This is a genomic window from Streptomyces sp. NPDC055955, assembly GCF_042270245.1.
In the GTDB taxonomy this organism is placed as follows: Bacteria; Actinomycetota; Actinomycetes; order Streptomycetales; family Streptomycetaceae; genus Streptomyces.
In genome coordinates this window covers 46,752-66,861 of sequence record NZ_JBHJYS010000012.1, presented here as the reverse complement: position 1 = coordinate 66,861, position 20,110 = coordinate 46,752, and the positions used below count along the sequence as shown (strand labels likewise).

The following is a 20,110-nucleotide window of genomic DNA, read 5'->3' as shown; positions in this document are numbered from 1 at the left end:
GGTCAGGCCGGGGTGTCCTGCCCCAGCCTGAGATGGTGCAGCATCAACAGCGCGGCCGCCATGTTGGCGGCCGGGACCTCGCCGCGGGCGACCATGTCGGGGACGAGCTTGAGGGGGACCCACTCCCGGCGGTCCGACTCGAAGTCGTCCTCGGGATGGCCGACGTACGAACCCTCCTCGGCCCAGTAGACGTGGTGCCTGGCGTCCTCGAGACCGTTCGACGGCTCCACGCTCATCAGATGGCGTAAGGGTCCCGGCCGCCAGCCGGTCTCCTCCTCCAGTTCCCTGGCGGCCGCGGCGGCGATGTCCTCGCCGTCCTCGACCACCCCCGCCGGGAGCTCCCAGCCCCAGCTGTCGGTGATGAAGCGGTGCCGCCACAGGAGCAGCACCTCGTTGGCGTCATTGACCACGGTGGCCACGGCGACCGGCCGCAGCCGTATGACGAAGTGGTCGAGATGCCTGCCGTCCGGGAGCTCCACATCCGCGAGATTGACCCGGAACCAGCGGTTTTCATACACCGTTTGTTCGTTCTGTTTCGTCCACTGCACGGTTCTGCCACCTTCCGCCGAGTTAGATGGCAATATCGCAGCAGCGGAGCGTGAGAGAGCGGTGCAGGTCGGGCTCAGAGCGGTACGCGCAGTGCTCCGTCGATGAGTTCGGCGGCCTCGGCCGTGCCGGCACAGCCGTTGCGCACCAGGTGTTCGCGCACCGCCCGGAGTCTGTCGCGCAGCCGCTGCGACTCCATTCCCCGGGCCCGCTCGGCCATCTCCACGGCGATCGCGACCGCCTTCTCGGCGTTGCCCTGTCTCAGCTCGATCTGGCTGAGCATGGCGAGCCGGTGCACCCGCCCCCGGTCATGGGCGGGGTTGTGCACGGCCGCCGCCGCGTGTTCACGCGCCGAGGTGAGGTCGCCGAGGCTCAACAGGGCCTCCGCCACCTGCACGTTGACGAGTCCGGGCTGGACGTAGCCCGTCTCGTCCGGTTCGTGACCGCGCCGGATGCGGTCGGCCGCCGACTCGGCGCGCCGGATGCAGGACAGGGCGCTGCTGCCGTCACCGAGGTGTGCGTACGCCTTGGCCTGCATCGCGTAGAGATCCGAGGCGAGCGCCGGGGTGATGTGGCGTCCGGCGGCCCGCAGGGCGGCCTCCGCGAAGGCCACCGACTGCCGGTACTGCCGCATGTGGAGCGACTGGTTGACCAGGAGGGCGATGACATAGGCGCCGAGACCGCGGTCACCGCTCGCTTTGGCGAGGCGCAGGGCCTGGTGGAAGTAGCGCTGGGCGAGGCCGTGCGCGTCGGAGTCGTAGGCGCAGATCCCCGCGATGGCGACCAACCCGCCGGTGGCGCGGTGCAGTTGGCGGCCCGTCTCGTCGGTGTAACTGCCGCGCAGCAGGGGCGCCGCCTCCGTGTTGAGGAAGCCGACGATGCGGGTGCGCGTCGCGATGCCGCCGGCCTTGCGGTACATCTGCTCGTAGTGCGCGCGGGCCGAGCGCATCATCTCCAGGTCGGCGGCACTGACGCGGTGGCGCCCGCCGCGCGACACATCGGTGTCCTCGGGCGGGTTCTCCCACTCCCACACGGGCATCACGGCCGGAGTCCCGGTGACGGCGGGTGCGCCCAGTATGTGGGGCCGCTGCTGTTCGTCCGAGCGCCACAGGGCGGTGGCCCGCTCGACGAATCCGGACAGGCTCTGGCCGGGCGAGGGCGCCGGTTCACCGGGCATGCCCAGGCCGATGTCGTCGAGAGTGACGGGGCGCTGCAGCCGGGCGGCGAGGACCTCGCAGATGAGGTCGGGCACCTGGCCGCGTGGCCGCTGTCCCTTCAACCACCGTGCGACGGCGGTGTGTTCGTAGCGCAGGGCGAGTCCCCTGACGCGGCCCGCCTGGTTCACATGTGCGGCGAGGCCCGCATGGGAGATCCCGGCCTCGTCGAGGATCGCGTCGAGCAAGGTGTTGGGCTGCATGGAGGGCCCTCCGGTGCCTCGGTGCCGTCAGCGTAGTGGAGCGGGCTTCACACGGGGTGTGAACCGAGTGCCCGAATCCGGGTGGTGCGCACTCTTTTGTGGCGTGATGCAACTCGATTGACTGAACTGCCTCGCAAGAGGCCGGCCGGGCCGCCGGCTCCCCCTCATACAGTGCGGCGGCCCGTTGTGCGCCGTCCGACCGGCTGCCTGCCCGACACTCCGCTGCCGGCGGACGGCGCGCCCCGGGGCGAGAGCCCCGGGGTCACGTCACGCGGCGGCTCCGTTCACTGGGCAGCACTGTGGACACAGGGCTCCCCGTGCTGCATCGGGACCCGCCTACGGTCGTTGCGCAGCACGAGAAGCGCGGCGTCGTCGCTCGGCAACCCACCTGTATGGCGCAGGAGTTGGGCGTACACGGCACGGATGACGGCCTTGGGGACGACCGGCTGGACGCGTACGGCCTCGGCGAGCGCGGCGGGCAGCGGGAAGAATCGGCCGCGGGCGTCCCGCGCGTCCTCGAGCCCGTCGGTGTGGAGCAGCAGCCCCTCCCCGGGCAGAAGCCGCCCGCACGCGACGACGGGCAGCTCCGCCGGCAGCGGGAACGGGCCGAGCGGCGGCAGGGGATCACCGCCCGCGACCAACTCGGCGTAGCCACGCGCCACGGCGGCGGAACCCACATGGCTGCGCAGCAGATACGGCCACGGGTGCCCGCAGTTGAGCGCGAGCACCTCCCCGTCCTGCCGGATCTCCAGGAGCAGAACGGTGACGAACTCCTCCGCGACCGGACTGACCGGCTCGGCGCCGCCGGCCGCGGGATGCTCGTCCCGCGACCGCTCGCGCAGATGCCGGGCCATGGCCCGCTCGAGTCGCCTCAGTACGCAGGTCAGTTCCACCTCGTCGTGCGCGGCCTCGCGGAAGCTGCCGAGGACGGCGGCGACGGTCGCGAGGGCGGCGAGGCCGTGCCCGCGGACGTCCCCCATGACCACCCGCACGCCGTGGTCGGTCGCGATGGCCTCGTAGAGGTCACCGCCCACGGTGGCGCCCCGGTCGGACGAGAGCTGCCCCGCCGCGATGGCGAGGCCGTCGATGCGGGGAGGCAGCGGGCGCAGCAGCACGTTCTGTGCGGCCCCCGCGATCCTGCGCAGCTGCCGCAGCTCGCGCTGGAGGCCGCGCCGCACATGGAGTATCAGACCGGTGCCGACGGCGAAGAACACGGCACTCGACGCGATGCGCGCGCCGAGTCCGGTCTCCTGCGCGAGCGGGCAGGCCAGCTTGAAGGTGATCGCCACGGCGCCCCAGGCCGTGGGCAGCGCCAGATCGAGCGCGCGACGCACGCGAAGGGATCGGGAGCGGGAGCGGGCGAGCCGGGATCTGAAGGAGGTGCGGGGTGGTCGGGAGGGCGTCCTCGGATGGTTACGGATCATGCCGACGGCCTCCCTAAGGCCCTGTTCAGCGCGGTCAGCCCTGCGGCCGCAACGATTCTGTCGACCGCCCGCCCCGATCGGAGCGGATCACCGCCACTTCTCACCCGAACGAGTGAGGGGCACCTCCGGTGGTCCGGAGGTGCCCCTCACCGCGTCTCGCTCTGCCGGGATCAGGCCCCGCGCAGCACCGCCCCGGTGCGCTCGGCGGCCAGCGCGACCGCCGCGTCGCGGGCCGCGGAGGCCTCGTCGACGGTCAGCGTGCGGTCGGTGGCACGGAAGCGCAGCGCGTAGGCGAGGGACTTGCGGCCCTCACCGAGCTGCTCACCCGTGAACACGTCGAACAGGCGGAGGGACTCGAGGAGCTCACCCGCCCCCTCCCGCAGCGCCTTCTCCACGTCGGCGGCCGGCACGGAGGCGTCGACGACGAGCGCGACGTCCTGCGTGGCCACGGGGAACGTGGAGATCCGCGGCGCCTGGAGCGCGCCGGTGCCGGCCCGCTCGACCAGGTCGAGGTCGACCTCCATGGCACAGCTGCGCTCGGGCAGGTGCAGCGCCTTGATGACGCGCGGGTGCAGTTCACCGGCGTGGCCGACGAGGGTCGCCTCGCCGTCAAGCACGACGTACAGCGCGGCGCACCGGCCCGGGTGCCACGGCGCGTGCTGGTCGTTGCGGACGATCAGCTCGACGCCCGCCTCGCGGGCGACAGTGCGGGCCGCCTCGACGGCGTCCGCCCAGTCGCCCTGCCGGCCCTTGCCCCACCAGCCGTCCTGCTCACGGGCGCCCGCGAGGACGACGGCGGCGCGGCGCGGCTGACGCGGCAGCGCGGCGTCGAGGCCGGCGATCTCCTCGTCCGTGGGACGCCGGTCGACGGGCAGACGGGCCGCCGCGGTCTCCTCGCCGGTCGGCCGGAAGACCAGGCCGGTCTCGAAGAGCGCCAGGTCGTGCGAGCCGCGTCCGTCGTTGCGGCGCAGCGCCTCCAGGAGGCCCGGCAGCAGCGTCGTACGGAGCGCGGGCTCCTCGTCGGAGAGCGGGTTGACCAGCTTGACCGTGGTGCGCCGCGGGTCGTCCCGCTCGATGCCGAGCTTGCCGAGCGTCTCGTCGCTGATGAACGGGTAGTTCAGCGTCTCGACGTAACCGGCGCCGGCCAGGGCGCGGCCGACGCGGCGGTGCAGCCGCTGGCGCTCGGTGAGGCCGCGGCCGGCCGGGGGCCTGGGCAGCGTGGAGGGCAGGTTCTCGTAGCCCTCCAGGCGGATGACCTCTTCGGCCAGGTCGTTCGGCTCCACGAGGTCGGGCCGCCAGGACGGCACGGTGACGGTCAGGGAGTCCTGCCCGTAGACGTCGCAGCCGACCTGCTGGAGGCGGCGCACGACGGTCTCGCGGCCGTACACGACACCCGCGACCTTGTCGGCGTGGTCTGCCGGGATCCTGATGGTGTGCGGCGCGGAGGGCGCGATGACCTCGGTTACGCCGGCGTCGGCGGTGCCGCCCGCGAGCAGCACGAGCAGGTCCACGACGCGCTGGGCTGCGGCCGACGTGGCCTGCGGGTCGACGCCGCGCTCGAAGCGCCTGGACGCCTCGGACAACAGCTTGTGGTGGCGCGCGGTGCGGGCGATGGAGACGGCGTCGAAGTGTGCAGCCTCGACGACGACCTCGGTGGTGGCACCGGCCGTGTTGTCGTGGTCCGCGATCTCCGTGTTGGCGCCGCCCATGACCCCGGCGAGGCCGATCGGACCGCGCTCGTCGGTGATCACCAGGTCCCCGGCGTCCAGGACGCGCTTGGCCCCGTCGAGAGTGGTGAGCTTCTCGCCCTGCTCGGCCCTGCGCACACCGATCGCGCCCTGGAGGAGGGAGCGGTCGTACGCGTGGATCGGCTGGCCGATCTCCATCATCACGTAGTTAGTGATGTCGACGGCGAGCGAGATCGGACGCATGCCGACCTTCTGCAGACGGCGCTGCAGCCAGATCGGGGAGCGCGCCTCGGGGCTGAGGCCGGTGACGGTGCGCGCGGTGAAGCGGTCGCAGCCGACGGGCTCGGAGATCTGCACGGCGTAGCCGTACTCGTTCGGCCCGGGCACGTCGATGAGCGCCGGGTCGCGCAGCGGGAGCCCGTACGCGATGGCGGTCTCGCGGGCGACGCCGCGGATCGACAGGCAGTCGCCGCGGTTGGCGGTGACGGCGATGTCGAGGACCTCGTCGACCAGTTCGAGCAGCTCGATGGCGTCGGTGCCGACCTCGTGCTCCGGCGGCAGCACAATGATGCCGTGGCTTCCGTCGTCGCCCATGCCCAGCTCGTCGCCGGAGCAGATCATGCCGTGCGAGGTCTTGCCGTACGTCTTGCGCGCGGCGATCGCGAAGTCGCCGGGCAGGACTGCGCCCGGCAGAACCACGACGACCTTGTCGCCGACGGCGAAGTTACGGGCGCCGCAGACGATCTCCTGCGGCTCGCCCGTGCCGTTGGCCTGGCCGACGTCGACGGTGCAGAAGCGGATGGGCTTCTTGAAGCCCTCCAGCTCCTCGATGGTCAGCACCTGACCGACGACGAGGGGGCCCTTGAGGCCGGCGCCGAGCTGCTCGACGGTCTCGACCTCGAGGCCGCTGTCGACGAGCTTGGCCTGCAGGTCGCGGCCGGTTTCGGTGGCGGGGAGATCGACGTACTCCCGCAGCCAGGAAAGCGGGATACGCATCAGATCTCCATCCCGAACGGCCGGGTGAACCGGATGTCACCCTCGACCATGTCTCTCATGTCTTCGACGTTGTGGCGGAACATCAGCATCCGCTCGATACCGAACCCGAAGGCGAATCCGCTGTACTTCTCGGGGTCGATGCCCGCCGCGGTCAGCACCTTGGGGTTGACCATGCCGCAGCCGCCGAGCTCGATCCATCCCTCCGAGGAGCAGGTGCGGCACGGCCGGTCCGGGTTGCCGACGGACTCGCCGCGGCACACGTAGCAGACCATGTCCATCTCGGCGGACGGCTCGGTGAACGGGAAGAAGTTCGGCCGCAGGCGGGTCTTCATGCCCTCGCCGAAGAGCGCCTGGACCATGTGGTCGAGGGTGCCCTTGAGGTCGGCCATGGTCAGGCCCTCGTCGATGGCGAGGAGCTCGACCTGCATGAAGACGGGGGTGTGCGTGGCGTCCAGCTCGTCGGAGCGGTAGACGCGGCCCGGACAGATCACGTAGACCGGCGGCTCGCGGTCGAGCATGGACCGGATCTGCACGGGGGACGTGTGGGTGCGCAGCACGACGTTCGACTCGGTCTCGCGGCCCTTGGGGCCCTCGACGAAGAACGTGTCCTGCGTGCCGCGCGCCGGGTGGTCGGGGCCGATGTTCAGGGCGTCGAAGTTGAACCACTCCGCCTCGACCTCGGGGCCCTCGGCGACCTCGTAGCCCATGGCCACGAAGACGTCCTCGATGCGCTCGGAGAGCGTCGTCAGGGGGTGGCGGGCGCCGGCCGGGGTCCGGTCGTAGGGCAGCGTGACGTCCACGGCCTCCTCGACCAGGACGCGCGCGTCGCGCTCGGCCTCGAGCTCCGACTGGCGGGCGGCGAGTGCCTTGCTGACGGCGCCGCGGGCCATGCCGACGCGCTTGCCGGCCTCGGCCTTGGCCTGCGGGGGCAGGGCGCCGATCTCGCGGTTGGCGAGCGACAGGGGCGAGGTGCCGCCGGTGTGGGCGACCTTGGCCTCCTGGAGCGCGCCGAGGGAGTCCGCGGCCGCGAAGGCGGCGAGCGCCTCGTCCCGCATGCGCTCGATCTCTTCCGGTTTCAAGGCCTCGACCTCAACAGGGTCGTACGACTTATTCGGTGCCGACATCTCTTCCCGTGCTTCCGGTTGGTTTGGCGGATGGTCCCCGTCCACGACTCGGAGACGATTCGTCTCTGGATTGGGACGCAAAGTGCCAAAGACCGAGTCTAACGGGGGTGGGGTGTGCCGATGCGCCCGTGGGGGCCCGCTCAGGCGTTCAGGTACGCCGGGGCCCCCACGGGCAACGTAAATCGGAACTGGGCGCCGCCGCCGGGCGCGCGGCCGACCGTGATGGTCCCGCCGTGGGCCTCGACGATGCCCTTGACGATGTACAGACCGAGTCCGGTGCCGCCGCGCTTGCTGCCCCGCCAGAAGCGGGTGAAGACGCGGTTCATGGACTCCTCCGGGATGCCGGGCCCCTCGTCGCTCACGGTGACCGACGTGCCGGCGCACTCCCGCTCGCGGGGTGATGCCGAGGGCATGACGTCGATGGTGACCGTTCCCTCGCCGTGCCGCACGGCATTTTCCAGGAGGTTGCTGAGCACCTGGTCGATCTTGTCCGGGTCGGCCCAGAGGTCGGGCAGGGGCTGTTCCACCCGGACGAGGAAGCGGTCGGCCGGCTGTCCCGAGGCGACGTGGGCCTGGATGTGGCGGGCCACGGCGGCGCCGATGTCGACGGGCTGGCGGCGCACCTCGAGGCGGCCGGAGTCGATGCGGGAGATGTCGAGGAGCTCGGCGATGAGCCGCGTGACGCGGTTCGCGTCGGCGTCCACGGTCTCCAGCATCAGCTTCTTCTGGTCGTCCGTGAACCGCTCCCACTTCGCGAGCAGCGTCGCGGTGAAGCCCTTCACCGATGTGAGGGGCGAACGCAGCTCGTGCGCGACGGTCGCGATCAGCTCCGCGTGGCTGCGCTCGGTGCGGCGGCGGGCCTCGGTGTCACGGACGGAGACGACGACGCGGCGGACGGGGCCGGTGGGCGCGGTGCGGACATAGCGCGCGGAGACGAGCACCTCGCGCCCTCCGGGCAGCAGCAGATTGCGCTCGGGCTGTCCGACGCGGGTGGCGAGGCCGCCGTACGGGTCGGTCAGCTGCCACCAGCGACGGCCTTCCAGGTCCTCTAACGGGAGCGCGCGCTCCAGGGGGTGACCGAGGGCGTCGGCGGCGGGGACGGCCGTGATGCGGACGGCCGCCGCGTTGAAGCAGATGACGTGCCCCGTCTCGTCGGCGACGACGAGACCGTCGGGCAGATCGTCCGGGTGGAGGCCGCTGTCGGCGAGCGTGGCGAGGTCGTCGGGGCCGCAACGGGGCGCGGGCCGGCGCAGGGTGTCCCGTGCCCCCGAAGCTCTGCTCGTGCCGACGCTCATATCCCCGTATCCCACCTCTCGGAAGGGCGCTGTGGCCTCCGAGCTCGCCACACTACTAGCTGGGGGTGACGGAGCGGCACCCTCCGGGGGCTCGCTGTGCGCGCGCGGAGGCGTACAGGCAGACGGCGGCGGCCGTGGCGAGGTTCAGGCTCTCGGCCTTGCCGTGGATCGGAACCCGTACGACGGCGTCCGCGAGCTCCCGGGTCTCCTCGGGGAGCCCCCAGGCCTCGTTGCCGAAGATCCAGGCGGTGGGGGTGCCCATGCTGCCGCGGTCGAGCTCGGTGTCGAGGTCGTGCTCCCCCGCGCCGTCGGCGGCGAGGATGCGTACGCCCGCGTCCTTGAGCCCCTGTACGGCCCGCTCCACGGGTACGCCGACGGCGACCGGCAGGTGGAACAGCGAACCGACCGACGCCCGCACCGACTTGGGGTTGTACAGGTCGACGGACGCGTCGGTCAGGACGACGGCGTCGGCGCCCGCGGCGTCGGCGCAGCGCAGGACGGTGCCGGCGTTGCCGGGGTCGCGGACGTTGGCGAGGACCGCGACGAGCTGGGGGCGGGCGGCGAGGACGTCCTCGAACGGGGTGTCCAGGAAGCGGCAGACCCCGACGAGGCCCTGGGGGGTGACGGTCGTCGAGATGTCGGCGATGACGTCCTCGTCGGCGAGGTGCACCCGGGCGCCGGCGTCGCGCGCCTCCGCGACGATGTCGCTGTAGCGCTCGGCGGCGTCGAGGGTGGCGAACAGCTCGACGAGGGTGTCCGCGTGACCGGCGGCCTCCCGCACGGCCTGCGGCCCCTCGGCCAGGAACAGCCGCTCCTTGCCCCGGAAGTTCCGCTTGGCAAGCCGTCGCGCGGCACTGACGCGGGACGACTTGGGGGAGATCAACTCGGGGCCGACCATGAACTCACCTTCGGGGGGCAGAAGTTGAACAAGGGCGGGGCGATCGTCGTGCGCGCCCCGGAAGGGGCGCGGGGAACTGCGCGAACAACCCCCCTCACCCCGCAGCCGGACAACGGACGCACTCGGACCCGCAAGCCAAGTGACTTGCGGGTCCGAGGAGCATCCGGCTGAAAGCGGAGCGTCACGCAGCCTTGGGCGCGTTCACGTCGGCCGGAAGGGCCTTCTGCGCGACCTCGACGAGCGCGGCGAACGCGTTCGCGTCGTTGACGGCCAGCTCGGCGAGGATCTTGCGGTCCACCTCGATGTTGGCGGCCTTCAGACCCTGGATGAGGCGGTTGTACGTCATGCCGTTCTGGCGGGCAGCGGCGTTGATGCGCTGGATCCACAGCTGACGGAAGTCGCCCTTGCGCTTCTTGCGGTCGTTGTAGTTGTAGACCAGGGAGTGGGTGACCTGCTCCTTGGCCTTGCGGTACAGGCGCGACCGCTGGCCGCGGTAACCGCTGGCCGCCTCGAGGATCGCCCGACGCTTCTTGTGGGCGTTTACTGCCCGCTTGACGCGTGCCACTTGTTAACTCCTTGTAGCGGGGCCGTGGTTGGACTCACACGGCCCGAATTCGATTGGGTCCCGGTCCGAGCTCCGGCGCGCCGTGGCGCGCCGGGACTCACTTGCCGAGAAGCTTCTTGATCTTCTTGGCGTCGCCCGGGGCCAGCTCGACCGTGCCGGTGAGGCGGCGCGTCACGCGGGACGACTTGTGCTCGAGCAGGTGGCGCTTGCCGGCGCGCTCACGGAGCACCTTGCCGGAGCCGGTGATCTTGAAGCGCTTGCTGGCACCGCTGTGCGTCTTGTTCTTCGGCATAGCGCCGTTCTCTCCTCGTCAGTGGCGTTCCGTGCCGGTCCGGGGTGCGGACCGGCATACGGAACGTCCAGATGTATCGATTGGCATCCGGTCCGTACGGGCTGTACGTGGCCGGATCAGGCCTCGGCGGACGCCTCGGCCGTGGCCTCGTCGGCAGGGGCTTCCCCGGTCGCCTCGGCCGGGGCCTCGGACTCCGCGGCGTCGTCGCTCGCCCGCTGCGTGCGGCCGTGCGTCGGCTGTGCCTTCTGCTCGGCCTTGCGGGCCTCCTGGGCCTCACGAGCCTCGGCCATGGCCTCGGTCTTCTTCTTGTGAGGACCCAGAACCATGATCATGTTGCGGCCGTCCTGCTTCGGGTTCGACTCGATGAACCCGAGGTCCTCGACGTCCGAAGCCAGACGCTGCAGCAGTCGGTAGCCGAGTTCCGGCCTGGACTGCTCGCGACCACGGAACATGATCGTGATCTTGACCTTGTCGCCCTGCTTGAGGAACCGGACGACATGACCCTTCTTGGTGTCATAGTCGTGCGGGTCGATCTTCGGCCGGAGCTTCATCTCCTTGATGACCGTGTGCGCCTGGTTCTTGCGCGCCTCACGGGCCTTCATGGCCGACTCGTACTTGAACTTCCCGTAGTCCATGAGCTTGCAGACAGGCGGACGGGCTGTCGCCGCCACCTCGACGAGGTCGAGGTCGTACTCCTGAGCGAGCTCAAGGGCCTTGGCAAGCGGAACAATCCCGACCTGCTCGCCGCTGGGACCGACAAGTCGCACTTCGGGAACGCGAATCCGGTCGTTGATGCGGGGCTCGGCGCTGATGGATCCTCCTCGGTAGCACCACACGACGGTCTGGCGGACCGCCGCGTAACGTCTGTTTCGTAGTACCAACCGCGCCGAAACACAAAAAATGCCCCGGACGGTACACAGGCGGGGCTCCAAGGACTACCGGAGCACCGACGCGTGTGACCGCGGGGCGCACATCGGACGGCTCCATCGTCCGTACGGAACGATGGGGGCCGCCTGACCGGTGACCCGCCGCCCCTGAGGAGCAGCAAGGTGGGAGATCGGAGCCTCCACTTGTGGGCCGGTCACTCAAGCCAGTGGCGTGCGTGTCCGGCCGGTCGTTACACAAGGTTAGCAGCTCCCGGGGGGTGGGCCCAACCGGCTGCGCGGGCGGCATATCGTGGGGCACATGAATGACGCCACCCCCGCTGCCGAGAACGCCGAAAACACTGATTACGACGCCCTGACCCGGGACATCGCCGAGGTCCCCGCCGTCGAGGTGATCGTGACGGTCGCGGTCAACCTGATGAGCGCCGCCGCGGTGAAGCTCGGCCTCACCGAGGAGGGCGACGCCCACAAGGACCTCGACGAGGCCCGCAAGCTCGTGCACGCCCTCGCCGGTCTGCTCGACGCGAGCACGACCGAGATCAGCTCGTTCCACGCGGCGCCGCTGCGCGACGGCCTGAAGTCCCTGCAGCTGGCGTTCCGCGAGGCGTCCTTCGTGCCGGACGAGCCGGGCCAGGGTCCCGGCGAGAAGTACACGGGCCCGGTCTACGGCTGATCGTCCCGGTGGTTCACGCGCGTACGTAGAAGGGCCGGCCGGGTGGCGTGGTCCCGGCCGGCAGGAGTGCCAGGTCGAGACCCCGCACCAGGCGGGCCCTCAGTGTTTCGTCGGCGGCGATACGCCCGGCGACGGCGCGGACGGTCTCGGCCGGGGCGGCCGACGGGTCGAGGACCAGCGCGAGGACGCCGTCGGCGCTGCCCGGGCCCAGGTGGGCGCGCGCGACGCCGGGCTCGGCGGCGACGGCGGCGCGGATCGCCTCCGTGACGGCCGGGTCGGCGAGGGGGTCGGCGGTGGTGCGGCCCTCGTTGGCGGCGCGCAGGGCGGCGCCGCTGAGCTCGTACGCGACCGGGCCCGCGAGGTCGATGACGACGGTGTCGGCCTGCTCGTGCGCGGCGGCCTGGAGCGCCTGGTGCAGGGGTACGGCGACGGGGCGGGCCTCGGGGTCCCACAGCGCCAGGGCCGCGGTGGAGGTGAACGCGGGCAGGGCCTTGCGGCCGCCGGCCTTGAGGGTGGGCACGGCCATGTCGCTGGTCTTCTCGCGGCGCAGCCCGTTCTCGTCCTCCTCCACCTCGCCGAGTACGGCGACGACGGGGACGAGGAGCCGGGCTTCCTTGAGTGCCGCGAGGACCGGGCCGTGCGCCGTGCGGTCCTCGGCCCACGCGGCGAGGGCCGCGCTCAGCCGCGGGTCCGCGGAGCCGTCGTCGTCGGAGAAGCCGGGGTCGGGAATGTTCTTGTTCGCCACGTTCACCGACCCTACCGACCTTGCGGCGCGATCTTCTCAGCGGACCCAGAGCCTGGTCTCACGGTGCGCACAGGACGGGCGCCGAGCATCCGGGCATGCACCGGAACGGACTCGCGGCGTGGGCCGCCCTTCTCACGGGAACGCTCGTGGGGACCCTCACAGGCTGCTCGCCGGGCGGGGCGGGGCAGGCCGTTCCGGTCGCCGCCACGGCATCGGCGCCCTCTTCCGGGGAGGCGTCCGCATCCGCCCCCGACGATGACGAGAAGGTCTCCGTGGACCGTGACGACGCGCTCGCCGAGGCGGTGAAGCCCCTGCTTCCGGACGGTGACGCGCGGGTCTCCGTGGCGGTGGCCGCGCTGGACGGGGCGACGGACGGCGCCGTGTACGACGGCACGTCCGCGTTCGACACCGCGAGCATCGTCAAGGTCGACATCCTCGCGGCGCTGCTGTTGCGGGCGCAGGACGCGGGGCGGGCGCTGACCCCGCAGGAGCGCGCGTACGCGACGGCGATGATCGAGAACAGCGACAACGCGTCCGCGACGGCCCTGTGGGAGGCGATCGGCGGCGCGGACGGGCTCGACGCGGCGAACCGGACACTGGGGCTGACCGGGACGAGGGCGGGCGCGGGCGGCGAGTGGGGTCTGACGCAGACGACGGCGGAGGATCAACTGACGCTGCTGCGGGCCGTGTTCGGGACGGAAGGCACGAAGAGCGCGGAGGGCGCGGCGAGCGCCGAGGGCACAGGGACCGCAGAGGGCACAGGGACCGCACAGGGCACAGGGGCCGCGCAGGGCACGGAATCGGGGCTGAGCGAGGCGTCGCGTGCGTACGTCGCCGGGCTCATGGGGCGGATCGCGTCGGACCAGCGCTGGGGTGTGTCCGCGGCCGCCGACTCCGCGGCCGTGTGCGCGCTGAAGAACGGGTGGCTGCCGCGCAGCGCGACCGGGCTGTGGGACATCAACAGCGTCGGGCGCGTGTCCGTGGGCGGGAAGCGGTATCTGGTCTCGGTGCTCTCCGACGGCAACCCGACCAAGGCTGCCGGGGTGGCGCTGGTGGAGGGGGTCGCGATGGCGGCCGTCTCCGTGCTCACCGGCTGAGGCTCGGCAGGTCGGTCAGCGGAGTGTGCGACGCCCGCGCCACAGACAGACGGCGGCCTCTGCCGGGGTGGCGCTGGTGGAGGGGGTCGCGATGGCGGCCGTCTCCGTGCTCACCGGCTGAGGCTCGGCAGGTCGGTCAGCGGAGTGTGCGACGCCCGCGCCACAGACAGACGGCGGCCGCGAGGAGCACGACGCCGAGGCCCCCCGCGACGGGGCCCACCCAGCCGGTCGAGGCATCGCCGTCGGGGGCGTCGGGGCCCGTGCCGAAGAACTTCTCGGCGTAGGTGGCCGGGCGCAGGCCCTCGGGCTTGAGGGAGCCGCCCTTGCGGATCGCGGCCGCCGGGTCGACGAAGCCGAAGCCGAGGGAGTCGTCGCGGCCGCCCGAGGGGGCGTCGCGGGCGGTGTCCTCGAGGAGCTGCTTGATCTGCGCGGGCGTGAGCCCCGGGTGCGCGGCGCGGACCAGCGCGACGGCGCCGGAGACGAACGCCGAGGCGGCGCTGGTGCCCCAGCCCGAGTAGTACGTGCGGTCGGGGTCGGCGATCGCGATGGCGTTGCCTGGGGCGCTGACGGTGGCGTACCAGCGGCGGGTGGAGAAGGGGGCGCGGTGGAGGTAACGGTCGACGGCGGTGGCCGTGATCACTCCGGGGTACGCGGCCGGGTAGGAGATGTGGTCGCCCTTCTTGCCGCCGTTGCCCGCGGAGGCGACGACGACGGAGCCCTTCTTCAAGGCGTACTGGACGGCGGCGTCCTCGGTGGCTTCCGGGTGGGCGGTGGCGGAGTCGTCGCCGAGGGAGAGGTTGATGACGTCGGCGCCGTGGTCGGCGGCCCAGCGGATGCCGTCGGCGAGTGCGCTGCCGCGGCTGGAGCGGGCTTCCTTGCGGGCCGGGTCGCCGTCCTCGAGGATCACGCGGACGGGGAGGATCTTCGCCTCGGGGGCGATGCCGAGTACACCGTCGTCGCCGCCGGGGCCGTGGCCGTGACCGGCGATGATCCCGGCCATGGCGGTGCCGTGCCGGGCCCAGGAGCGGTCGCCCCGCTCGGCCCCGAGGCCGACGAAGTCCTTGGCGGGCAGCACGTTGCCCTTGAGGTCGGGGTGGGTGCCGTCCACGCCGGTGTCGAGGACGGCGACCGTGACTCCCTTGCCCTTGGTCGTGCGCCAGGCCTCCTCGGTGTGCATGGCGTCCAGGCCCCACTGCTGGGCGCGGATCGAGTCGGCGTGGGCGGTGGCCGACGGGACCAGGACGAGGGCCGCGGCGGCGGTCAGCGCGGTGGCGGCGTTCCGCCAGGCGGCGGCCGTGCGGGTCAAGACGGCTCCTCGGTGGCCTTGGCGACGGCCGCGCGCAGGCGTCGTTCGACACGGTCGGCGATGCCCTGTGCCTCGAAGCCGAGACCGGCCTGCGCGGGGGTCGTGACACTGCCGGACTTCATGGCCTCGGCGGCGGGCTGCGGGTCGGTGACGGTCCGGCCGTCGGCGAAGCCGGAGACGGCGTAGGCGACGACGGGGGCGTCGGTGAGGACGGACACGGTCCAGGAGGCGCGCTGGGCGTCGCCGAACCCGGCGGCGAGGGTGCCCTTGGCCGCGTACGGGTGGGGCATGAGGTCCTTCCTGCGGTCGAGGCCGTCCTCGGTGAACCGGGTGCGCAGCGCCTTCATGGCCTCGGTGTCCGCCTTGGTGAACAGCAGGCCGACGGTGGTGACATGGCTGCGGGTGGCGTCGGTGTAGGTGGCGCGCAGGAGGCGCAGGCACCCGGCGGGCCTGAGCGCCCGTTGCAGCAGCGGGTCGAAGGCGTTCTCGCAGGTGCTGTCCGGGGCGACGGCGATGCGTGTCCAGGTGCGGTCGGCGCCGCCGGGGCCCGCTCCGTCGCCCTTGATGACGGGCGGGAACAGCCGGTCGACGGGGACGCTGTGCCAGAGGGTTCCGGCGGCGGCGTACGAGCTCGGTGAGCCGATGCTGCCGTCACCGTCCCCGGCCAGCCAACTCCCGGTCGCCGCACCGCCGATGAGGCCGAGGCCGAGCACGGCGCACGCCGCGGCGGCCGCGACGCGGGGCCGTGTCCGGGAGCCGACGGGGCGCAGGCGGGTGGTGCTGTCGTCGTACGAGGCGGGGCGGGCGAAGAACACGAAGGGGCGGCCGGCGCCGGGTCCCGGGGTGAGGTCGACGGCTCCGACCGGGCGCCTTCCGGCGGCGGTCTCGCCCGGGATGCGCGGGGACGCGGCGGGGCGGGGGACGGTGGCGTGCGGTTCACCGGGGACGCGCGGCGGCGTGGCGGGGCGGGGCGGGGGCGGGCCGTCGGCGCTCTGCGCGGCGGTGTCCCTGACCGGGCGCAGCCGGGTCGTGGTCTCCGTCGGGCGCTCGGGCGGCAGGGGGCCGGCCCCGGGGCGCGGGGCGGGCGCCGGCCGGTCGGACGCGGGCGCCGCGGGTGCGCCCGGCACGGGCGCAGTGTCCGGGAAACGGGCCGAGGCCGGGGGCGGCGGAGGTGTGTGGTCCGGCGCCGGAGTGTGCGTGGGGCGCGGGGGTATGGACCCGTCCGGGCCGGCGGAGGCATCGGCCGACCGGTCGCGCGGCGTGGGCGGCTGGGAGGGGCGCGGCGGGATCGGCGCGCGGCGCGCGTGCGTGCTCATGCCTCCCCGTTCCCGTCCCGTTCTCGTCCTGCGTGCGCGTCACTCTACGGGCTGACGCGGCTTGGCAGGGAACCCGTATCGCAGGTCAGGACGATCTGCCCGGATCCTCCCCCTACCCCGCGGTAATCGTGTCTGGCAGGCTTCGGCCATGACACCCCGCGCAGCCGACAGGGCCCGCTACGACCGGGCCACCGCTCATCTCGACGCCCCGGTCGCGATCGTCGATCTGGACGCGTTCGACGCCAACGCGGACGACCTGGTGAGGCGGGCGGGCGGGAAGCCGATCCGTGTCGCGAGCAAGTCGGTGCGCTGCCGGTCCCTTCTCGAACGGGTGCTGGCCAGGGACGGTTTCGCCGGGATCATGTCGTTCACGCTCGCGGAGTCCCTGTGGCTGGCGCGGTCCGGTTTCGAGGACGTGCTGCTCGCGTATCCGTCGGCGGACCGGGCCGCCTTCGCGGAGCTCGCGCACGACCCGAAGCTGGCGGCGACGGTCACGGTGATGGTCGACGACCCGGCCCAGCTGCGGCTGATGGACGACGCGCGGGACGGCGGGCGCGAGGAGATCCGGGTCTGTCTGGAACTGGACACCTCGTGGCAGGTGCTCGGCGGCCGCGTGCGGGTGGGCGCACGCCGCTCCCCGCTCCGCTCCCCCGCCCAAGTCGCCGACATGGCGCGCTCCGTGGCCCGGCGGCCGGGGTTCCGGCTCGTGGGTCTGATGGCGTACGAGGGGCATGTCGCGGGTGTCGGGGACGCGGTCGCGGGGCGGCCGGTGCGGTCACGGGCGATCCGGCTGATGCAGGCGGCGGCCCGCAAGGAGCTGGCGGTCAGGCGGGCCGAAGTGGTGCGCGCGGTACGGACGGTGGCGCCGGACCTGGAGTTCGTGAACGGCGGCGGCACGGGCAGTGTGCAGCACACCGCGGCCGAGCGCGCGGTGACCGAGATCGCGGCGGGGTCCGGGCTCTATGTGCCGCGTCTGTTCGACAACTACACGTCGTTCTCGGGCCGGCCCGCCGCCCTGTTCGCGCAGCCCGTGGTGCGCCGGCCGGGCGTCGGGGTCGTGACCGTGCTCGGCGGCGGATATCCGGCGTCGGGCGCACCGGGAGCCGACCGGCTGCCGGTCCCGTATCTCCCGGAGGGCCTGCGCTACGACCCGCAGGAGGGGCCGGGGGAGGTGCAGACACCGCTGCTCGGGGCGCCCGCCGACGATCTGCTGATCGGCGACAAGGTGTGGTTCCGGCACGCGAAGGCGGGCGAGCTGTGCGAGCGGTTCGACGTGCTGCGCCTGGTGGAGGGCGACACGGTGACGGCGACCGTGCCGACGTACCGCGGCGAGGGCCACACGTTCCTCTGAGGCCCCCGCAGCCGCCAGGGCCTGTCGTCACATTCCCGTCGTCCGCCCGAGGGGCGGGCCCGGCGGCGTCCGGTGCGTGCGATCGCAAGGCGCCGGAGAGCCCTTGTAGCGGAGCTGCCAGGGCTTTTCGGCAACGCCACGAGCGGGCGTGCCAGACGCCGCCGGGCAGACGGGAATGTGACGACAGGTCCTAAGGCGTGGCGGTGGGGCCGATGCTGCTGCCCACGCCGCCGTCCGACCCGCTGTCGCCGGCCGCCTTGATGCCCTTGACGATGCGGTCCATGTCGGAGAGGGGTGGCGCGCCTTCTCCCGCGTCGATGGTGATCCGGACGGTCACCAGGGACTCGGAGCCGACGCTGGAGGGGAAGACGACGGACTGGACGTAACCGCCGGGCCCCTTCGCGGTCTTCACCTTCCAGCGGACGAGGTAGCCGGCGCGCCCGGCGACCGCGGTCTGGCGGGCGGCGATCCGCTGGTGCGACTCGATGCCGCCGAAGGGCTGCTGGTTGATGCCGTTCTTGTCGTACGAGGCGTTCGCCGCGTCCTTGATGTCCCGTTCGGCGATGACTTCGGGCGAGGTCTCGTCGGTCCCGGTGACGGTGCGGGAGACGACGGTGCCGTGCCGGCACAGGCCCGAGTCGCCGGGGCAGTCGTAGGTGCGCGGGGTGGTGATCAGCATGTCGTCGTCGACGACGTTCTCGGCCTTCTGCCAGCCGTCGAGGACGGGGAGCGTGATGCCGTTGAGCTGGTCGACGACGGTGGACGCGTCCTCGGTGGGGGTGGGCTCGGCGCTGCTCGCGGTGGCGGTCGGGCCCTTGGACGGCGGGGCGCTCGTGGTGGGTGCCGTGCGGGTGCGGGAGTCGTCGCCGCGGCCGAGCAGTACGGCGCCGGTGGCGATGGAGGCGACGAGCACGATGCCGGCGGCGGCCAGGGCGACGGTCCTGGCGCGGCGGCCCGGTGCGGCGGGCGGGCGCTGCGGCCCCGCGGCCGGGAGCGGGGGTCCGACGGGCGGCCCGAAGGTCTGTGACGCGGCCGGGGTGTTCTGCGGCTGCCGCCGGTGCTCGGTCCACGCGGCCCCGTCCCACCAGCGCTCGGTGGGCGGGGCCGTGGGGTCCGGGTACCAGCCGGGCGGGGGCGTCATGCTCATCCCCGCACTCTAAATTGCGCGGGGAAGGTCAGTACACCGAGTCCGCCTGGTCGGGCACGACGGAGCCGTCCGGGCGCAGGACCGGGCCGAAGCCGCCCTCGGGCTCGTTGTACGCGGCCGTGGAGCAGGGGTAGCTGCCGGACTTGCGCGGGAGCGGTTCGATGAACATGGGGTTCACGACCCAGCGCCCGTCGGCGTTGTCGTAGGCGCGGCACATCACCTCGTTCTTGTTGCGGTTGAGCACGAGGTGCGCGCCGGTGGCGTCGCCGACGAAGGTGACGTCGGTGTCGGCGTCGCCGCCGCCGAGGGCGATGCGCTTGCTCCAACGCTGCTTCTCCCAGGCGGACTTGCCCTTGATGTGGAAGATGTCCTGGTTGATCCAGCAGCGCTTGCCGTCGATGTACGGGATGGCCTCGCCCTGGGTGCGTCCGACCCCGCCGCAGCCTTCGTTGTACGTGGTGATGCGGCCCTTGCTGTCGAGGACGGAGCGGATGGCGATGGTGTGGGCACGGTCGATGCCGACGCCGCCCCGGCCGCCGGACCACACCTCGGTCACGGGCTCGGACCCGGCCGACACGATGTAGACGTCGAACCCGGCCTTCTGCAGTGTGCGGATGAGGTCGCGCTGCTGCTCGTAGTAGCGCACGTAGCCGGGGATGGTGTGCGTGCCGAGCGTCTGGGTCGAGCCGACGGGCGCGGCGAGTGCCTCGCGGCGGGCCTGGGCGGCGTACGACTCCAGTTCGGGGACGGTGTGTCCGGCGAACAGCTGCGGCACCCAGGCGTACTGGGGCACGGTGCGGCGGTGGTTCCACTCACCGGCGAAGGCGGCGGCGCCACTCATCGTCTTGCCTGACTCGCGGATGTTGAAGATCTCGTCGGTGCAGTCGGTGTCGGTGGAGGTCGGCAGGGGCGCGCCGACGGGGACGGCGGTGCCGCAGGCGGCGGTCAGGGCCTTGTCGGCGTCGTCGGTCAGCCACTTGCTGGTCTTCTTCCAGCTCGCGGGCCGCAGGATCTTGTCGTGCTTGAGCGACCAGGCGATCGTCGCGTCGGTGACGTCGTTCTTGGAGACGGTGTTGTCCCAGTCGAACGCGGCGACGGGCCGGGGCCCGTGGCGACCGGAGCAGGTCCCGCGTTCGTCGATCATGCGCTGGAGCCGGGCCCGGTTCTGTCCGTACCACGACAGCTTCTTCGAGAGCTGCGGGCAGGCCCGGTCGGCGGTGGGAGCGGACGTGGCGGCGGCCGCAGGAGAGACGAGAGCCGTGGCCACCAGGACGGTGACCACGGCTGAAGTCCACGCGGCAACATCTCTGTTACGCATGCCTGGGGACCGTACACCTATATGACGC

The 20,110-nt window shown here is 72.5% G+C and carries 18 protein-coding genes; 3 read left to right on the top strand and 15 right to left on the bottom strand.

All coding sequences use genetic code 11. The annotated features are described in order from the left end of the window. Positions 1–2: 2 nt before the first annotated feature. The 10 genes from ACFC96_RS24020 to infC form a co-directional block, all read right to left on the bottom strand. A complete protein-coding gene (locus ACFC96_RS24020; RefSeq protein ID WP_362905940.1) occupies positions 3–548 on the bottom strand; it encodes an NUDIX domain-containing protein in 546 nt (181 codons plus the stop codon). 74 nt (positions 549–622) lie between these two features. Beyond that, positions 623–1,963: a transcriptional regulator gene (locus ACFC96_RS24015; protein ID WP_376614024.1), complete on the bottom strand. Its 1,341-nt coding sequence runs from the start codon at positions 1,961–1,963 to the stop codon at positions 623–625. A 284-nt stretch (positions 1,964–2,247) separates the two neighbouring features. Further along, positions 2,248–3,387 (bottom strand): PP2C family protein-serine/threonine phosphatase, encoded by a 1,140-nt coding sequence (locus tag ACFC96_RS24010; protein ID WP_376614022.1) that lies wholly within the window; start codon positions 3,385–3,387, stop codon positions 2,248–2,250. Between the two features lie 170 nt (positions 3,388–3,557). Beyond that, positions 3,558–6,071, bottom strand: a complete 2,514-nt coding sequence (pheT, locus tag ACFC96_RS24005) for a phenylalanine--tRNA ligase subunit beta (protein WP_376614020.1) — start codon at positions 6,069–6,071, stop codon at positions 3,558–3,560. Further along, on the bottom strand, positions 6,071–7,195 hold the full coding sequence (gene pheS, locus ACFC96_RS24000) for a phenylalanine--tRNA ligase subunit alpha (RefSeq protein ID WP_376257287.1): 1,125 nt from the start codon (positions 7,193–7,195) through the stop codon (positions 6,071–6,073). The genes pheT and pheS overlap by 1 nt, the downstream gene beginning before the upstream one ends. A 140-nt stretch (positions 7,196–7,335) precedes the next feature. Beyond that, positions 7,336–8,490, bottom strand: a complete 1,155-nt coding sequence (locus tag ACFC96_RS23995) for an ATP-binding protein (RefSeq protein ID WP_376614018.1) — start codon at positions 8,488–8,490, stop codon at positions 7,336–7,338. A gap of 55 nt (positions 8,491–8,545) precedes the next feature. After that, a complete protein-coding gene (locus ACFC96_RS23990; protein WP_376614016.1) occupies positions 8,546–9,388 on the bottom strand; it encodes a TrmH family RNA methyltransferase in 843 nt (280 codons plus the stop codon). Positions 9,389–9,569: 181 nt separating this feature from the next. Beyond that, positions 9,570–9,953: a 50S ribosomal protein L20 gene (rplT, locus tag ACFC96_RS23985; protein WP_037628363.1), complete on the bottom strand. Its 384-nt coding sequence runs from the start codon at positions 9,951–9,953 to the stop codon at positions 9,570–9,572. A gap of 97 nt (positions 9,954–10,050) precedes the next feature. Continuing rightward, positions 10,051–10,245 (bottom strand): 50S ribosomal protein L35, encoded by a 195-nt coding sequence (rpmI, locus tag ACFC96_RS23980; RefSeq protein ID WP_100597076.1) that lies wholly within the window; start codon positions 10,243–10,245, stop codon positions 10,051–10,053. Positions 10,246–10,361: 116 nt separating this feature from the next. Continuing rightward, complete coding sequence (infC, locus tag ACFC96_RS23975) at positions 10,362–11,081, bottom strand: translation initiation factor IF-3 (RefSeq protein WP_376257281.1); 720 nt, start codon at positions 11,079–11,081, stop codon at positions 10,362–10,364. A gap of 349 nt (positions 11,082–11,430) precedes the next feature. On the opposite strand from infC, the gene ACFC96_RS23970 reads away from it, so the two are divergent. Beyond that, entirely contained in the window at positions 11,431–11,802 is a 372-nt protein-coding gene (locus tag ACFC96_RS23970) for a DUF1844 domain-containing protein (RefSeq protein WP_266566358.1), read from the top strand. A gap of 13 nt (positions 11,803–11,815) precedes the next feature. On the opposite strand, the gene ACFC96_RS23965 is transcribed toward ACFC96_RS23970, so the two are convergent. Beyond that, positions 11,816–12,547 carry an SseB family protein gene (locus ACFC96_RS23965; RefSeq protein ID WP_376614015.1) on the bottom strand — a complete coding sequence of 244 codons (732 nt, stop codon included), beginning with the start codon at positions 12,545–12,547 and terminating at the stop codon, positions 11,816–11,818. 95 nt (positions 12,548–12,642) lie between these two features. Here ACFC96_RS23965 and ACFC96_RS23960 point away from each other — a divergent pair, with 95 nt between their 5' ends. After that, the gene (locus tag ACFC96_RS23960; RefSeq protein WP_376614013.1) at positions 12,643–13,644 is read left to right on the top strand and encodes a serine hydrolase; all 1,002 of its coding nucleotides are present in this window, start codon (positions 12,643–12,645) and stop codon (positions 13,642–13,644) included. Positions 13,645–13,780: 136 nt separating this feature from the next. Here the strand turns inward: ACFC96_RS23960 and mycP are convergent, their stop codons facing one another. Both mycP and ACFC96_RS23950 read right to left on the bottom strand, forming a co-directional pair. Continuing rightward, complete coding sequence (mycP, locus tag ACFC96_RS23955) at positions 13,781–14,950, bottom strand: type VII secretion-associated serine protease mycosin (protein WP_376257273.1); 1,170 nt, start codon at positions 14,948–14,950, stop codon at positions 13,781–13,783. Next, entirely contained in the window at positions 14,947–16,077 is a 1,131-nt protein-coding gene (locus ACFC96_RS23950) for a hypothetical protein (RefSeq protein WP_376257271.1), read from the bottom strand. Before ACFC96_RS23950 ends, mycP begins: the two co-directional genes overlap by 4 nt. A gap of 337 nt (positions 16,078–16,414) precedes the next feature. Here ACFC96_RS23950 and ACFC96_RS23945 point away from each other — a divergent pair, with 337 nt between their 5' ends. After that, positions 16,415–17,617 (top strand): amino acid deaminase/aldolase, encoded by a 1,203-nt coding sequence (locus ACFC96_RS23945; RefSeq protein WP_376257269.1) that lies wholly within the window; start codon positions 16,415–16,417, stop codon positions 17,615–17,617. A gap of 190 nt (positions 17,618–17,807) precedes the next feature. On the opposite strand, the gene ACFC96_RS23940 is transcribed toward ACFC96_RS23945, so the two are convergent. Then, on the bottom strand, positions 17,808–18,764 hold the full coding sequence (locus tag ACFC96_RS23940; RefSeq protein ID WP_376257267.1) for a DUF2510 domain-containing protein: 957 nt from the start codon (positions 18,762–18,764) through the stop codon (positions 17,808–17,810). A gap of 28 nt (positions 18,765–18,792) precedes the next feature. Then, positions 18,793–20,082, bottom strand: coding sequence for a haloacid dehalogenase-like hydrolase (locus tag ACFC96_RS23935; protein ID WP_376614012.1), 1,290 nt, complete (start codon positions 20,080–20,082; stop codon positions 18,793–18,795). Positions 20,083–20,110: the final 28 nt, after the last annotated feature.

Coding starts and splice junctions, on each gene's coding strand:
- ACFC96_RS24015 (WP_376614024.1), bottom strand. CDS start 1,963: ATGCAGCCCAACACCTTGCTCGACGCGATCCTCGACGAGGCCGGGATC.
- ACFC96_RS24010 (WP_376614022.1), bottom strand. CDS start 3,387: ATGATCCGTAACCATCCGAGGACGCCCTCCCGACCACCCCGCACCTCC.
- pheT (WP_376614020.1), bottom strand. CDS start 6,071: ATGCGTATCCCGCTTTCCTGGCTGCGGGAGTACGTCGATCTCCCCGCC.
- pheS (WP_376257287.1), bottom strand. CDS start 7,195: ATGTCGGCACCGAATAAGTCGTACGACCCTGTTGAGGTCGAGGCCTTG.
- ACFC96_RS23995 (WP_376614018.1), bottom strand. CDS start 8,490: ATGAGCGTCGGCACGAGCAGAGCTTCGGGGGCACGGGACACCCTGCGC.
- ACFC96_RS23990 (WP_376614016.1), bottom strand. CDS start 9,388: ATGGTCGGCCCCGAGTTGATCTCCCCCAAGTCGTCCCGCGTCAGTGCC.
- rpmI (WP_100597076.1), bottom strand. CDS start 10,245: ATGCCGAAGAACAAGACGCACAGCGGTGCCAGCAAGCGCTTCAAGATC.
- ACFC96_RS23970 (WP_266566358.1), top strand. CDS start 11,431: ATGAATGACGCCACCCCCGCTGCCGAGAACGCCGAAAACACTGATTAC.
- ACFC96_RS23960 (WP_376614013.1), top strand. CDS start 12,643: ATGCACCGGAACGGACTCGCGGCGTGGGCCGCCCTTCTCACGGGAACG.
- ACFC96_RS23945 (WP_376257269.1), top strand. CDS start 16,415: ATGACACCCCGCGCAGCCGACAGGGCCCGCTACGACCGGGCCACCGCT.
- ACFC96_RS23940 (WP_376257267.1), bottom strand. CDS start 18,764: ATGAGCATGACGCCCCCGCCCGGCTGGTACCCGGACCCCACGGCCCCG.
- ACFC96_RS23935 (WP_376614012.1), bottom strand. CDS start 20,082: ATGCGTAACAGAGATGTTGCCGCGTGGACTTCAGCCGTGGTCACCGTC.